Consider the following 14,728-nt stretch of genomic DNA (forward strand, 5'->3'; position numbering starts at 1 on the left):
CGGCATTCTGTCAGGGCCGGGGAATAAGGGGGCCGCCAGATGTCCTTGTACCTGGTCAATCCTGCATTCTGCGGTGATCTTAAGCGGGATCAAGGCGGGGGGCGGGGAGTCTGGCTAGAGTGGCGGCCATTTGCAGCCCTTTGAACCGGACGTTATGCGCGATCAGAACCATCACAACCGCCTGGAGTTGCTGGCCCCGGCCAAGAACCTCGCCTATGGCATCGAGGCCATCAACCACGGCGCCGATGCCGTCTACATGGGGGGGCCCGCCTTCGGTGCCCGCAGCGCAGCGGGCAACAGCCTTGAGGATATCGAGGCTCTTGCCCGCCATGCTCACCGCTTCGGCGCCCAGGTCTTCGTCGCCTTCAATACCCTGCTGCACGACCACGAGCTGGAGCAGGCCCGGCGCCTGACCCACCAGATCTACCAGGCGGGCGCCGATGCGCTGATCGTGCAGGACATGGGGCTGCTAGCGCTCGATTTGCCCCCCATCGCGCTGCACGCCAGCACCCAGACCGACAACCGCACCCCGGAAAAGGTGACGTTTCTGCAGGACGTGGGCTTCTCCCAGGTGGTGCTGGCCCGCGAGCTCTCCCTTGCGCAGATCCGCGAGATAAGCGCCGCCACGAGCGTGCAGCTGGAGTTCTTCATCCACGGCGCCCTGTGTGTCTCCTACAGCGGCCAGTGCAACATCAGCCACGCCCGCACCGGGCGCAGCGCGAATCGCGGCGAGTGCGCCCAGCTCTGTCGGCTGCCCTGTTCCCTGCAAACGCCAGGGGGGGAGGTGCTGGTGGAAAACAGCCACCTGCTTTCCTTGAAAGACATGGATCAGACCGACAACCTGGAGGCGCTGATCGCCGCAGGGATCCGCTCCTTCAAGATTGAAGGGCGCCTCAAGGGGCTCGACTACGTCAAGAACGTCACCGCCTGGTATCGCCAGAAGCTGGACACCATCCTGGCGAGCCGCCCCGATCTGGTGGCCGCTTCCGCCGGTCGTTGCAGCTACACCTTTACGCCGGATCCCAAGAAGAGTTTCAACCGGGGCAGCACCGACTACTTCCTCCATGGCCGACAGCCAGGCATCGATTCGCCGCGCAGCCCGAAATACGTAGGGGAGCCGCTCGGGCGCGTCACCAGCGTGACCCGCGATGGCATCGAGATCGACGGCCAGGCCGTTGCCCTCAACAACGGCGATGGCCTCGGCTTCTTCAAGCCGGGGGGCGAGCTGGTGGGGATGCGCCTCAATAAAGTGGAGGAGAAGGCACAGAGCAAGCGGTTACTCCTGTCGGAACCCATGCCCGGTCTCAAGGTGGGCACCGAGATCTTTCGCAACCACGATCAGGCCTTCAGCAAGCAGCTCGAAAAGGGGAGCGCGGATCGCCGCATCCGGGTCGATATGCGGCTATCGGAGTGCGACGAGGGACTGCGGCTTGAACTTGTGGACGAGCAGGGCATTGGCGCCGCCGTCACGCTCCCCTGCGACCAGCAGCCGGCCGACAACCCGGAACGGGCGCTGCAACAGGCCAGGGATCAGCTCGGCAAACTCGGCAACACCCTGTTTGTGGCGCGCCAGATTGAGTTGGCATTCACTCGCCCGCTATTTATTGCGGCTTCACAGCTTAACGGCTTGCGCCGGGACGGCATTGCCGCCTTGGAGGCGGCCCGTCTGGCAGCCTACCGGCGACCCGAGCGGCGCATTCCCCTGCGAGGCGCCGTTTATCCCCAGCATCGGCTCTCCTACCTCGGCAACGTGCTGAACAGCGCGGCGGAGCAGTTCTTTCGCGAACACGGGGTGGGGAGCATCGCCCCCGCGTATGAGGCGAACAAGGAGGAGCGGGAAGTGGTGCTGATGACAACGAAGCACTGCATCCGCTACAGCCAGCAGCTCTGCCCCAAGGAGGTGCCCGGTCTCAAGGCCGAGCCCCTGGAGCTCAAGATGGGCAAGGAGAGTTTCCGCCTGCGCTTTGACTGCCATCGCTGCGAGATGCAGGTGATGGGCAGCCTGAAGAGAGGATGATTGCCCGAGTGGGCATGGGGCTGGAGCGGATTTGATGGCAGTATGGGGTGCGGCCTTGTCACGGATATCCCGTGGTGAGGCACCTTCCCCCAGCCTTCTTCTGACAAAGGATCCGTCATGAACATCCATGCACTGCCGTTTTGCACCACGAACTGGGCCGAGGTCCCGCCGACCGAACACAAGGGAGAGCGCGGCGTCGCCCGCTGGCACACCCGGCAGTTCGGGGAGCTGCGGGTGCGAATGGTGGAGTACTCCCCCGGGTATCTGGCGGATCACTGGTGCAGCAAGGGCCATGTGCTGCTCTGCCTCGAAGGGGAGCTGCACACCGAGTTGCAGGATGGCCGCGTCTTCACCCTGACGCCGGGCATGAGCTACCAGGTGGCGGACAACGCCGAACCCCATCGCTCCTATACCGAACTGGGCGCTCGCCTCTTTATCGTCGACTGAGCTGCCCTCTTTCCCGCTTTCCCTTTGCGCTTCAGGAACTTGCCATGCTTGAACTCAGACCCAACTGCGAGTGCTGTGACCGGGATCTGCCCGCCGACACGGCGACGGCCTACATCTGCTCCTTCGAGTGCACCTTCTGCGCCGAGTGCAACGATCAGTATCTGCACCTGACCTGCCCCAACTGTGGCGGCGAGCTGGTCAGGCGCCCGCGCCGCCCGGCGGCCAAGCTGGTGAACAACCCCGCCTCCCTCCAGCGTGTCTTCAATCCGGCTCTGAAAGCGGCGCTGGGCAAGGGGGGCTAGGGCCCTCCCTTCATGGGAAGGGCTGGGCTGGCAACTGGCTCGCCCCTGTGGCTCTTGACCTTCTCCCGGCGGAAGCCCCTATCAAGGGGGCTCACACCAAAGGAGCAAAAGATGACGGAGCGATTCGAAGGAGAAGGGGCGAAGGCCTATGACAGCCGCATCCCCCTGCTGGTGCCAGGCTACGAGCTGCTGCACCAGCTTTGTGCCTCCCGGCTGATGGCCGCGCTGGGCCAGCAGGCCCGGGTGCTGCTGGTGGGGGTGGGCACGGGCAGCGAGTTGCTGCTGCTTGGCCGTCTCTGCCCCCGCTGGACCTTTGTGGCCCAGGATATCTCGGCGGACATGCTGGCCCAGGCCAGGATGCGGGCCGAGCAGGCGGGCATGGGGGAGAGGGTGTGCTGGCACCTGGGCGCATTGCCTGTGGTGAATAAGCCTTGCGATGGTGCACTCTGTCTGCTGGTGCTGCATTTTCTGGCGCAAGATGCCAAAGCCGCGCTATTGGGTGATATTTATCGCCAGCTCAATCCTGGCGCTCCCCTGCTGCTGGCGGATCTGATGGCGCCAACGGACCCGCTCGAGCGCAAGGCCATGGGGTTGCAAGCCGCCCTCGCCGGTTTGCCGCTTCCTGCCTGCGAGCAGATGGTGCGCCGCCTCGGAGAGGACTTCACCTCCCTGGACGAGGGACAGACCCGGCGCCTCTTGCAAGGGGCCGGTTTCGCGGCGGCGCACCGCTTCTTTCAGGCGTTGGGGTTTCACGGCTGGCTGGCGCAGCGGCAGTGAGCCCTGGCCGGGTGGCGCCGGATCAACGAGAGGCCCTCTCCAGCGTCAGCAGTGCCTGCTTGATGGGCAGGCCTCCCGCATAGCCGGTGAGGCTGCCATTCTGGCCGATCACCCGGTGGCAGGGGATGATGATGGAGAGCGGATTGCGGCCGTTCGCGGCACCCACCGCCCGCACCGCGTTTGGCTTGCCGATGGCGCGGGCGATGTCGCCGTAGCTGCGGGTCTCCCCGTAGGGGATGTCGCACAGCGCCTGCCACACCGCTTGCTGAAACGCCGTGCCCCTGGGGGCGAGCGGCAGGGTGAAGCGCTGCAACCGGCCCGCGAAGTAGTCCCGAAACTCGGCGAGGAAGGGGGCTAGCGCCTCGCCGTCCTGTAGCCAGTCCCGCATGTCGGGCAGTGGCCGCAGGCCGGCCACGAAGTCCACATGGACCAGACCGCGCTCGTCGATGGCGACCAGCAGTTCGCCCTGGTTGGTGGGCATCATGTCATAGCGGATCATGGGCTCTTCTCCTCGTCTTGTGTCTGTGTTGGCCGGGTGAGCAGCTCTGGTTGTTCACTCATGGCGTGCCACAGCCAGCTCGCGGCATAGGCGCGCCACGGCTGCCAGGGGGCGCTGCGCGCTGTCACCTCTTTCACCGGCAGCTTGTCACCGCCTCCCAGCGCCTTTTGCAGCACGAGATCCGAGGCGGGGAAGGCATTCGTGTCGAGCCCGCAGCGCAGCCGCCAGTAAGCGACCGTCCAGGGGCCTATGCCCGGCAGCGCGAGCAGTTGCTCGTCGCTTGCCGTGGCGAGGGTGAGTGCGCCGCTTGCGAGCGCCGAGGCCAGCCCTTGCAGGGTGCGGATGCGGCTGCCCGGCATGCCGATGCCGTCGAGATCCAGCTCGCACAGCTGGGTCGGGGTGGGCAGCTGCGCGGTGCCGAACTGAGCCTGGGTGCGCGCCACCAGGCGCCCCATGATGGTGATGGCACCCTTGACCGACACCTGCTGGCCGACGATGGCGCGCAGCATCACCTCGTATTCATCCCACCCCCCCGGCAGCCGCACCCCGGGCCAGCGCCCCTGGATGCCGGCGAGCAGCGGATCCTGCCCCAGGTGTTCGCCGATGCGGCCCATGTCGGCGTCGAGATCCCACATGCGGCGCACGCGGTACAGGATGTCCGGCAGCGCGCCCGGCGGCAGATCCTGCACCGTCAGCCTGAGCCTCTCCCCCTCGACGGGCTCGATGCGGATGAGCCCCTCCTGCTCGCCGACCCGGTGACGGCGTTCGTAACCGTGCTCATCCACCCGCTCCAGCCCCGGAATGGCGCGCAACCGGTAGAACGCGAGCATGGCCTGCGCATCGAATGGCGGGCGATATTGCAGGTGCAGTTGCAGGCTCGTTTGCGGCGTCTCGGCTGGCGCACCGCGCTCCTGCTTGCGCAAGGCGCCCGGCGTCATGCCATACGCCTGCAGCCAGGCGTCGTTGAAGCGACGAATGCTCGCAAAGCCTGCGGCAAACGCCACGTCCGTGATGGGCAGGCGCGTCTCCGTCAGCAGCCGTTTCGCAAGCAGCAGGCGGCGCGTCTGCTCCACCTGTTTCGGCGAGGCGCCGAGATGTTGCTCGAACTGGCGCCTCAGGGTGCGCTCCGTGATCCCGGCCTGCGTTGCAAGGGAACCCAGGCTGTGCTCCGCCAGCTCGCCGCGCTCGATGCGCGCCAGCACCTGGGCGACGAGCGGTGGCAGATCGCCGCTCTGAGCCGGTGCGAGCTCGGGGCGACAGCGCAGACAGGGGCGCAGCCCGTGCTGCTCCGCCGCCGCCGCGAAGCGAAAATAGCGCACATTGTGCTCGTGCGGTGCTCGCGCCGGACACACGGGGCGGCAATAGATGCCGGTGGAGAGCACCCCGGTGAAGAAGCGACCATCGAAACGCGCGTCTCGCGCGAGGCGTGCGGCGTGGCACTGCTCCCGGGTGAGACCCGGGATAATCTCGTCCCGTTGGGATGAATGCGGGGGCGCTGTGGTCATGGCATGGCTCGGGTTGCTGTGGGCATGTCCCAGAGACTAAGCGGGGGCGAGAGGGGTGACTAGCCAAAAACGGACAGGAATAGCAAAAATAGTGCGATCCGAGGAATCCCAGTCCTCCCTTTGTAAGGTAAGGGGGGCAGGACCCCACCCTAACCCTCCCCTTCGTAAGGGGAGGGGACAAACAGCTCCCCTCTGTGAACGGGGGCGGGGTTAGCTCCTCCCCCTTGTGAAGGGGGAGGCTGGGAGGGGGTTCAACCTCGCTTATTTCAGATAGCGCTGTTCGAGGTGTTTGCGCAGCCACTGCGGGTTCAGTGCCTCACCGGTCGCGCGGCGAATGAGCTCGTCCGTGCCGTGCAGGCTGCCCTGGGACCAGATATGGCGACCGAGCCAGCCAAAGATCTCCGGCAGGCGGCCGGACTCTACGAGCGTGCCCATGTCGCCGAGCTCACGCTCGAGTGCAAAGCGCAGCTGCGCCGCGTACATGGCGCCGAGCGTGTAGCTCGGGAAGTAGCCAAACGAGCCGTCCGTCCAGTGGATGTCCTGCATGCAGCCATTCTGGAAATTGCCCTTCGTGGACAAGCCGAGCCACTGCTGCATCTTGGCATCCCACAGCTCGGGGATGTCCGCGACCTCGATGCGCCCTTCCATCAGGTCCCGCTCCAGCTCGTAGCGCAGGATGACGTGGGCCGGGTAGGTGACCTCGTCCGCATCGACGCGGATAAAGCCGGGCTCGACCCTGTTGTACAGCTTCTCGAGGTTCGCGGGTGCGAGCGCATCCTCTGCCCCGAAGTGCGCGCGAATGCGCGGCGCAATCAGCGTGAGGAACGCGGGGTGATGGCCGAGCTGCATCTCGCAGAACAGGCTCTGGCTCTCGTGAATGCCCATGGAACGCGCCTCGGCCACCGGCTGGCCGAGCAGTGCGCGCGGTAGCCCCTGCTCGTAGCGTGCGTGGCCCGTCTCGTGGACGATGCCCATCAGGCTGGAGACGAACTCCTGCTCGTTGTAGCGCGTGGTGATGCGCACGTCCGTCGGCACGCCGCCGCAGAACGGGTGGCTGCTCACATCGAGCCTGCCGTGGGCGAAATCAAAGCCGAGCAGCCCCATCACCTCCTGGCCGAGCGCCTGCTGCGTCGCAACCGGGAACGGGCCTTGCGGGGTGAGGAGGGTCTCGATTTTCTGCCGCTCGCTCACGGTCTGGATGAGGCCGGGCAGCCAGCTCGTCAGATCGCCGAAGATCTGATCCAGCCTCGCGCTCGTCATGCCGGGCTCGTACAGCGCCAGCATGGCGTCATAGGGGCGCACCCCGAGCGCGTCGGCGCGCAGGCGAGCCACCTCCCGCGACAGGCGCACCACCTCCTCGAGGTTCGGGGCAAAACCTGCCCAGTCGTTCTCCTTGCGCTGGCGACGCCAGGCGTGCTCGCATTTGCTGCCGGCCAGGGAAAGCGCCTCCACCAGCGCCCCCGGCAGCAGGCTTGCATCCTGCCACTGGCGCTTGATCTCCCGCAGGTTCGCACGTTGGTGCTCGTCCAGCGGCTCGCTCTCTGCCTTGGCTATCCACTCCCCAAGCTCGGGGGCGGTGCGCTTGCCGTGGATCAGCACGCCAAGCTCCGCCATCGCCTCGGCGCGGGCCTCGTTGCCCCCCTCCGGCATCATGGCGGCCTGATCCCAGCCGCAGATGGCGGAGAGGTGGGAGAGGCGGTGCAGTTGTTGCTGATGTTGTTCGAGTTTCTGGTATGACATGGGATTGTCCTTGTTATCGTCCCTGATGGTATGCACCCCGTACCTGGCATGATCGGGGCCGCCCGATGCTAGCACTGCCATCCACCCTGGTGCCACCCTCAGGCAGTCAGCCGAGGCGCTTCTGGTGTCGTTCGCGGTTTTCCGCCTTCTTGCGCTCGCTCTTGCGCAGCAATACGTAGAGCGCACCGCTGCCGCCGTGGCGGCGCTCGGCGCTGTGCATGGCCATCACCGAAGGCAACTGTGGCAGCCAGGCGCTGACATGGCTCTTGAGCAGGGCACGCGGGGTGCTGAGCTCCCCCTTGCCGTGCAGGATCAGCAGGCAGCGGATATCCCGCACTTCGCATTCGGCAATGAACTGCACCAGGGCGATACGGGCCTCGTTGAGCGTCTTGTGGTGCAGGTCGAGGGAGCCTTGCAGCTCGTACTTGCCAAGGCGCAGCTTCTTGTAGACCCCCTCCTGCACGCCGTCACGCTTGAAGCCGACGATGGCGTGGGGGTCCAGCATCTCGACTGCTTCCGTGCCAAGGTGATCCAGGGTGAGTTGTTCGGCGGTGGCGGCTTCCCGGCGCGCGAGTTGCGCCTCGGTGGGCTGGCTGTTGCCCGCAACGGGGGCGATATGGTCGCTGCGAAGGGGCCGCACGTCGGCCACTTCCTGCAGGAACAGTGAGAGTTCGTCGTTATGAGACACGGCAGGCTCCCCGCATGAAAAATGAGGGAGCCAGTATAGCGGGCCTTGGTGGGCCTTAGAATGGCTACGCTCGCGGGCCCCGGCCCTGCCGGGGAGGGCGGTCTGAGCGAGCCTGGTTATTGCCCCTCTTTGGGCGGCTCTGCGTGCATCACCTTGTAGATGAAATAGACCGCATAGGCGCTGATGAGCAGGAAGGTGCCGAAAATCACCAGCATGGACATCAGCCCCACGCTGTTGCCGAACATCAGGTTCATCCAGAATTCCATCTCGTTCACTCCTGTCACTGGGCGGTGACAGGCATGATAGATACCTCTTCAGGAGGGAGGGGATGATCTCGATCAACTCCCTCTCTGGTTATTTAATCGGCAGCAAATTCTGTGAGCCGACGCGCATCCGGTGCGTCAGGTCGCCGGACTGGACGCTATTTTGCTTTCTCCAGGGTCGGTTCGGTGAGGGGCGTGATGCGCCAGCCCTGCTGCTCCAGCAGGGCGAGCAGCCCGTGCTCGCCGTAAAGATGCAGGGCCCCTACCACGATAAAGCTCTCGTTCGGCAGGCTGGGCCACTTCTTGACCCAGTTGCGGTTGCGCTCTGCCAGCAGGGTCTGTTCCAGCCAGGCTTGCAGCTTGGGCGGCGCCATCTCCTCCCTGAGCAGATTGATGAGGGTGGCCTCGTCCCCGTTCTGCCAGGCGGTCATCACGGCGTCGAACCCCTGCTGGATGTCGGGCAGCTCGTCCAGGGTGCTCTCCAGCATCAAGGTCTGGTTGTCGCCGACGCTCGCGAGATAGCCGAGCTGCTCCAGCAGGGTCTCCAGCCCGACGATGGGCTTGCCGCCGTCGTTCGCCCGCTTGGCGAAGTGCTGGTCGACACCGTATTCACCGCGATAGCCGGTGCGCTCCAGGGCAGCCTGGGTCAGGGTAATGGCCGCAAACCAGGGACGCAGCGGGGCCAGCATGCTCTCGTTCAGACCGTTCTGGCCCGCGGCGATGAGGGTGCGACGGTAGAGGTCGATGGGCAGGTGATCCTTGAGGGTCTTGCCGTCGACGAGCCGGGTGATGGCGCCCATCTCCTGCCACTGCTCCTGGCTGATGTGGGTCATGTCCACCTCCATCACCAGGGCGCGGCTCTGCTGCCAGGCGCGTTCCACCGGATCCGGCAGGGGATAGAGAGAGGGTTTGCCCGCGTGGATGGACCCCAGCAGCCAGTGCTGTTCGTTGTCCTTGTTGATGCGGTAGAAGGCCGGATCGGCCATGGCATGGAGCGGCAGCAGCAGGCAGAGCAGGAAGGAGAGCAGCGTGGGATGGAATCTCATGAGGCACCTTATGTGAGCGGGATGAGTGCTCTATGATAAGTCCTCATTTGTCACAGCCAAGAGGTTTCCCATGCCCCACCTTCGTTTTCGGGCAGTTTCTGTCGACACCCTGCAGCGGATAAGCGCCCCCCTGATGGCGGACCTCTGCGCCCTGACCGGTGGCAAGCCGGAGTTCGTCACCCTGGAGTGCGTGCCGAGCCAGTGGGTACGAGATGGCCAGCCCGAAGCCGGTTTTCCCTTCGTGGAGCTGGTCTGGTTCGAGCGACCGCAGGAGATGCAGGATGCCGCCGCCGCCCTCATCACCCGCCACCTGAAAGGGGTGCTGGGGGAGCAGACCTATGTGGTGGTGCAGGTGCTGCCCATCGTCAAGAGTCACTACTACAGCAACGGCCAGCACTATTGAGCGGGCATCGTTGCTAAGACAGGTGCATGTCAAGAGGAGGCCCGCCGAGGGCACCTTTATCAGGCGGATTTGATCAGCAGCTTGTCAAGCCAGCGGCTTGGCAGCAGGCGGCGCAGCACGGTAAACAATTTGGTCGGGAAGGTGACCGGGTAGCGGTGCCTGGGACGCTTGCTCGTGAGCGCATGCACTAACGGCGGGATGCAGGCCTCGCTTGGCAGGGGGTAGCCCCGGGCACCCCCTTCACGCTCCAGCCTGGCCAGCGTCTGGGCATAGGCGTCCTGATGGCGGCTCGCGCTCGGGTCTATGTGGCGCAGGAAGGCCTCCCGGGCATTGGCGCGAAACCGGGTGTCGATGGGGCCGGGTTCGATCAGGCTGATGTGCACGCCGCTGCCCGCGAGTTCCAGGCGCAGGGTGTCGGTATAGCCTTCCAGCGCGAACTTGCTGGCGTTGTAGGCGCCACGATACTTCATGGCCACCAGGCCAAGCACCGAGCTGTTCTGCACGATGCGCCCCTCGCCTGCCGCCAGCATGGGGGGCAATACCTGGCGAATGAGGTGATGCCAGCCAAAGAGGTTGGTCTCGAACTGCTCGCGCAGCGCCTCGGTGGGCAGATCTTCCAGCGCACCGGGCTGGCCGTAGGCGCCGTTGTTGAACAGCCCGTAGAGGCGCCCCTCGGCCAGGGCCAGCGCCTCTGCCGCCCCTCGCTCTATGCTGGCGCTGTCCGCCAGATCCAGTTGCACCGCCAACAGACCCTGTTGCTGCAGCAGGGCCACATCCTCGCCCTTGCGGGCGGAAGCGATGACGGTGAAGCCCCGGGCGCCGAGCTTTCTTGCGGCGGCGAGGCCGATGCCGCTGGAGCAGCCGGTGACGAGCACGAAGGGATGGGGCATGAGCATGGTCCTGATTGACGGCCGGCAGGTGGCCCGAAGTTGGCATGGTAGCGTGGTGCCACCAAAAACAAAACCGGGCCAGAGGCCCGGTTTTCGGTCACGTCAGATGCCTGATTACATGATGGTGAACGGCATGATGATGTGGAACTTGACGTCATGCTCGGAGCTGAACATGTTCGGGTAGTACCAGCTGCCCTTGTCGTCCTGTTCGTTGTTGTAGTCGGTGTAGTGCAGCTTGAACAGGGTGCCCTTCAGCTTGCCGTCCTGCACTGTGTACATGACGTCGAAGTTGGCTGCCCACTCTTTGCCACCTTCCAGGGACTTGTCGCCGTTGTTGGCATCCCAGCCGTAGGCACCGGAGACACCCACGCCCCAGCCCGGTGCACCCACCAGATCATCCAGGGAACGAGTCACGCCGAAGAACAGGGCCTTCTCGTCGTTGTGGTTCCAGTCGGAGCGGGAATCCCACCAGATTTCGTTCGCGCCCTGGGAGTTGCCGTAGCCGCGGGTCAGACGGGGCAGGTAGTTGCCCAGATCCCCTTCAGCCTTGGTCCACAGGCCTTCCAGACGGAAGCCATAGGGACCGGCTGCCCAGCTGGCGGTCAGGGCTTGTTGCCAGGCCAGGCCGTCATAGTCGCTGTTCTCGGTGTCGGAACCGTAGAACTGGTAGCTGGTGTTCAGGCCACCCAGTACGTCGAACTTGTGGGCCAGCTTGAAGTGGTAGCTGTCCATGTAGCCTTCGGACTGACCGAAGCCGGCTGTGACGGCAGTGCCGTTCTCGAAGGTGTAGCGAGCGGCCAGACCGTGGATGTAGTCGATCTTGTTCGCATCGGTGAAGGGATCGCTGGCATAGGGGCTGCTCTTGGAGAAGCCGGTGGTGTTCTTGAACCAGGGAGCCTTGTACTCGTCGGCGATGGCGTAGGTCAGGTAGAGGCCGCCGAAGGTGCCTTCGATCTGGCCACCACGGTAGGTACCGGGTTGATAGGACCAGTTGACGCCGAGGATGCCGGGGACATAGAGCTGGGTGTAACCACCCTTGGCGGTGACGGCGTCACCGAACTTGAATTTCAGGGCGGCGTTGGAGAGGCTGAAGCCGTTCTCGGGAACACCGTCACCACCTGAACCCCACTTGTCGCCCCAGAAGGAGAACTCGTTCTCTTCGTTGACGCCATTGCTCTCGTCAACGGCCAGGTCGTAGGCACCGAAGCCGCCCACGTCGACGCCGACCACACCCCATGCATAGCCGGAGTTGAAGTTCAGGGCTGCCTGGGTGGTGGCATGGCTCAGGTTGGAGTGGTATTTGCCATCCTGACCCGGACCGGCCTGGACGCGATCACGCTCACGCTGGAAGTAGAACAGGCCACCGGTGAGCTTGCCTTCGTCGATGAAGGCGCTGTAGGACTTGCCGTATTCCGGGCTCATCATGTCTTGAGCGGCGAACGCCATGCCGGGTGCGACCAGTGCCACGACCACGGCAGCACTCAACGCGGCGCGCTTGAAGATCACTTTTTCCATTTGTTATTGCTCCTGATTTTATGGACTTAGCTTTTTTATCCGGCAGCCGGGTAGGCACCCGCCGCTCGGTATTGGCATTGCAATCAACACCCCGAAGGGCAAAAAAATGGTTCTCTGTCGTGCCCTTGTGCCTGATGCCTTGGCGCATCGGTCGGGGCTATCTGCATCGTTACAGTCGTTATTTTTGGCTGTCGATCCTTGGCGATCTGACATCACCAAGAGTACGTTCGCGGTGCGAAATATCAATGTAAAGTTCCCGCCAAGTTTCAAAAATATGACCGAGTGCAAATAATCATGATTCTTGGTGTGGGCACTCCCAGGCCACTCATGTCGGCAATGACAGCGCTTTCATGGTGATTTCACCGTTCTCCTGCGCAGATCTTGCTGTCAAGGCAGAACTTTCTTTGTTAACCCGGTGGCAACATATAATTTTGTATCACAAAAAAAGATGGGCCCGGCCGGATGCCCACTGTCGTGAGCGTGAGCCGTCGCCCCGACAGACAGGGGGACCAGAGATGTGAAAGGGGTGAGAGGGCCTGTGACTGAATGGATGAGGCAACCCGTCATCGCCCGTGAGGATGTGACGGGAGTATCAGGGGAAGGGTTGCGGCAAGGCCGGGCCGCGGGCAAGTAGACAGGGAACGCGCCCCGGGTCTGGTGCGTTCCAGACCCGGGGGTTATCAGGCCTGGCTCAGGATCCGGGGGATCTGCTGGGCCTGGTGGTGTATGTGCTCCGAGACCTGTACCGAGAGACGACTGCCCTGGCGGGCGTGCTGGCTGATGCGACCGATGAGGGCGGCGAAGCTCGCCAGCCTGTGTTCCTGGCTCTTGGCATTGTCGGCGCCCTGTAGGGCGATGACGGCGGTGCTGCGCGCCATCTCCCGCACCGTCAGGGTGGTCTGGCGCAGCTGCTCCGCCTGCTGGCGCTGCTCGGCGGCCTCTGCGGTGATGCGGGCCAGCACGGTGGCGAGCTGATCCCCCGCCTGGGTGAGGCTCGCCAGGATCTCGGTGATCTGGCCGAGGGAGCGCTGGGTGTCGGCGGAGAGGTGGCGCACCTCGTCGGCTACCACCGCGAAGCCGCGTCCCTGCTCCCCGGCCCTGGCCGCCTCGATGGCGGCGTTGAGGGCCAGCAGGTTGGTCTGCTGGGAGATATGGCCGATGACGTCGACGATGGCGGTCACGTCCTCCACCGAGCGGGTCAGCTGGGCCAGGGCGCCGCTGCTCTCGTCGATGGCGAGCCCGGTCTGGGCGGTAGCCGTCAGCATGCCCCCGACCAGCCGCTCGCTCTGGCTCATGGAGTGTTCATTGTGCTGGGCGTGCTGGGCGATTTCGGCGGCGACCTGGTGCACCTCGCTGGCGAGCTGGTTGAGCTCCTGCATCATGGTGTCACTCTCGTCCACCGCCTGCTCCGTGGTGCGGGTGCTGTGATGGATCTCCTGCACCTGGTTGACCATCCCTTGCAGACTTTGCGACACCGCCGATAGCTGGCCCTCTTTCTGCTGCTGATCCTGTTGCAGGCGCTGTATCAGGCGGTTGTAGCTCGCGACGATGTCCGCCAGCTCGTTGCGCTCGCGCCCCGGGGTCAGCAGCTGGGCCTGACCCGTGGCGTCGAGCTGCAGGAAGGCTGCCCGCAGTTGCAGCAGGGGCCTGACCAGCCAGCGACGCTGCACCAGGGCGAACAGCAGGGCCACCACGACCAGGCAGAGCGCCAGCACGCCGAGCACGGTGGCCAGCTCCCGGTTCATGGTCTGACGGGCGGCGGCGAGTTGTTCACCCAATTGCTCCCCCGCTTGCAGCAGCTGGGTGATGTCCTGCTGCACCATCTGACGAGCGGCCTGCTGCTGTTGCAGCGTCTTGCGGCTGTTTTCCAGCTCCTGGGGATAGCGCTTGAGCAGGGAGGTCAGCTCGGCTTTGGGCTGATCCCCGAGCTCCTTGCGTATCGGCTCTCCCAGGGTGAATTCGTCGGCCGGTGCCTCCTCGAAAAGCTCCATGCTCGGCAGGGCGGCCAGGGCGTCCGCCTGCTTTTGCAGGGCAGCCAGCTCGAATTGCAGCCCTTCGAGACGCTTGGCACTCGCCTGCTCCATGTAGTTCTGGCGCTGGTGGGCGAGGGAGGGGAGGGCGGTCAGGATGTCGGCCGCCCCCTGGCGATACTGCTCGGCAAGGGCCGGATCCCGCCCGGCGGCTGCTCCCTGCTGGCCGTAACGGAGCAAGGCTTTGGCCTGGGTGGTCAACTCGTTCTCGGCATTTTGCAGCAACCACTGGCTGTTGCCGGAGAGCTTGCCCGCCGCCAGATAGTCGCCGTCAATGCGGGTTTTCATCTGCTCAAGCCGGGCGTTTAGCTGCTGGGTCTGGGGATCCTCCAGGCGGGACAACAGCGCCAGCGCCTGCTGGCGCACTCCCTGTGCCTGGGCCAGCAGCAGGGGATCCCCGCTGCCGAGATAGTCGCGAAGCGCCCCCTGCAACGGACCGCTCAGTTGCTGTTGCAGGCGCTCCTGCAGACGCTGGGCCTGGGCCGAGTGGTTGAATTGTTGCCAGCCATGATAGAGCGCGGTGGCCTGGACACCGGCCACCAGCAGCAAGACGAGGGAAGAGAGGGAGGCAAAATGGGCAATTTTCACATCAGATTCCTGCTTGAA

The 14,728-nt window shown here is 64.7% G+C and carries 14 protein-coding genes; 5 read left to right on the forward strand and 9 right to left on the reverse strand.

Annotated elements, in window-relative coordinates; all coding sequences use genetic code 11:
• Positions 1–154 precede the first annotated feature (154 nt).
• The 4 genes from ACPW74_RS02315 (at position 155) to ACPW74_RS02330 (ending at position 3,543) form a co-directional block, all read left to right on the forward strand.
• Entirely contained in the window at positions 155–2,017 is a 1,863-nt protein-coding gene (locus tag ACPW74_RS02315) for a peptidase U32 family protein (protein ID WP_216987956.1), read from the forward strand.
• A 117-nt stretch (positions 2,018–2,134) separates the two neighbouring features.
• Complete coding sequence (locus tag ACPW74_RS02320) at positions 2,135–2,464, forward strand: DHCW motif cupin fold protein (RefSeq protein WP_041214635.1); 330 nt, start codon at positions 2,135–2,137, stop codon at positions 2,462–2,464.
• 44 nt (positions 2,465–2,508) lie between these two features.
• Positions 2,509–2,766, forward strand: coding sequence for a DUF1272 domain-containing protein (locus ACPW74_RS02325; protein WP_010673281.1), 258 nt, complete (start codon positions 2,509–2,511; stop codon positions 2,764–2,766).
• A gap of 111 nt (positions 2,767–2,877) precedes the next feature.
• Positions 2,878–3,543: a class I SAM-dependent methyltransferase gene (locus tag ACPW74_RS02330; protein WP_134997538.1), complete on the forward strand. Its 666-nt coding sequence runs from the start codon at positions 2,878–2,880 to the stop codon at positions 3,541–3,543.
• Between the two features lie 22 nt (positions 3,544–3,565).
• Here ACPW74_RS02330 and ACPW74_RS02335 read toward each other — a convergent pair whose 3' ends face one another.
• The 6 genes from ACPW74_RS02335 to ACPW74_RS02360 all read right to left on the reverse strand — a co-directional run bounded on the left by ACPW74_RS02335 (position 3,566) and on the right by ACPW74_RS02360 (position 9,284).
• Positions 3,566–4,042, reverse strand: a complete 477-nt coding sequence (locus ACPW74_RS02335) for a methylated-DNA--[protein]-cysteine S-methyltransferase (RefSeq protein ID WP_239054003.1) — start codon at positions 4,040–4,042, stop codon at positions 3,566–3,568.
• Positions 4,039–5,547, reverse strand: a complete 1,509-nt coding sequence (locus ACPW74_RS02340; protein WP_244073256.1) for an AlkA N-terminal domain-containing protein — start codon at positions 5,545–5,547, stop codon at positions 4,039–4,041. Before ACPW74_RS02340 ends, ACPW74_RS02335 begins: the two co-directional genes overlap by 4 nt.
• Positions 5,548–5,808: 261 nt before the next feature.
• A complete protein-coding gene (locus ACPW74_RS02345) occupies positions 5,809–7,287 on the reverse strand; it encodes a carboxypeptidase M32 (protein WP_279981785.1) in 1,479 nt (492 codons plus the stop codon).
• A gap of 106 nt (positions 7,288–7,393) precedes the next feature.
• Positions 7,394–7,975: a DNA endonuclease SmrA gene (smrA, locus tag ACPW74_RS02350; RefSeq protein WP_279981784.1), complete on the reverse strand. Its 582-nt coding sequence runs from the start codon at positions 7,973–7,975 to the stop codon at positions 7,394–7,396.
• Positions 7,976–8,091: 116 nt separating this feature from the next.
• Positions 8,092–8,241 (reverse strand): DUF3149 domain-containing protein, encoded by a 150-nt coding sequence (locus ACPW74_RS02355; RefSeq protein WP_010673287.1) that lies wholly within the window; start codon positions 8,239–8,241, stop codon positions 8,092–8,094.
• A 155-nt stretch (positions 8,242–8,396) separates the two neighbouring features.
• Entirely contained in the window at positions 8,397–9,284 is an 888-nt protein-coding gene (locus ACPW74_RS02360) for a TraB/GumN family protein (protein ID WP_279981783.1), read from the reverse strand.
• A 70-nt stretch (positions 9,285–9,354) separates the two neighbouring features.
• On the opposite strand from ACPW74_RS02360, the gene ACPW74_RS02365 reads away from it, so the two are divergent.
• Positions 9,355–9,687, forward strand: coding sequence for a DUF1904 family protein (locus ACPW74_RS02365; RefSeq protein WP_041214640.1), 333 nt, complete (start codon positions 9,355–9,357; stop codon positions 9,685–9,687).
• 59 nt (positions 9,688–9,746) lie between these two features.
• On the opposite strand, the gene ACPW74_RS02370 is transcribed toward ACPW74_RS02365, so the two are convergent.
• The 3 genes from ACPW74_RS02370 to ACPW74_RS02380 all read right to left on the reverse strand — a co-directional run bounded on the left by ACPW74_RS02370 (position 9,747) and on the right by ACPW74_RS02380 (position 14,710).
• Positions 9,747–10,577, reverse strand: a complete 831-nt coding sequence (locus ACPW74_RS02370) for an SDR family oxidoreductase (RefSeq protein WP_279981782.1) — start codon at positions 10,575–10,577, stop codon at positions 9,747–9,749.
• A gap of 114 nt (positions 10,578–10,691) precedes the next feature.
• Positions 10,692–12,092 carry an OprD family outer membrane porin gene (locus tag ACPW74_RS02375; protein ID WP_128273569.1) on the reverse strand — a complete coding sequence of 467 codons (1,401 nt, stop codon included), beginning with the start codon at positions 12,090–12,092 and terminating at the stop codon, positions 10,692–10,694.
• Between the two features lie 680 nt (positions 12,093–12,772).
• A complete protein-coding gene (locus ACPW74_RS02380) occupies positions 12,773–14,710 on the reverse strand; it encodes a methyl-accepting chemotaxis protein (RefSeq protein ID WP_279981780.1) in 1,938 nt (645 codons plus the stop codon).
• Positions 14,711–14,728 lie beyond the last annotated feature (18 nt).

Source organism: Aeromonas sp. INTO2 (assembly GCF_049860605.1).
Taxonomy (GTDB): domain Bacteria; phylum Pseudomonadota; class Gammaproteobacteria; order Enterobacterales; family Aeromonadaceae; genus Aeromonas; species Aeromonas caviae.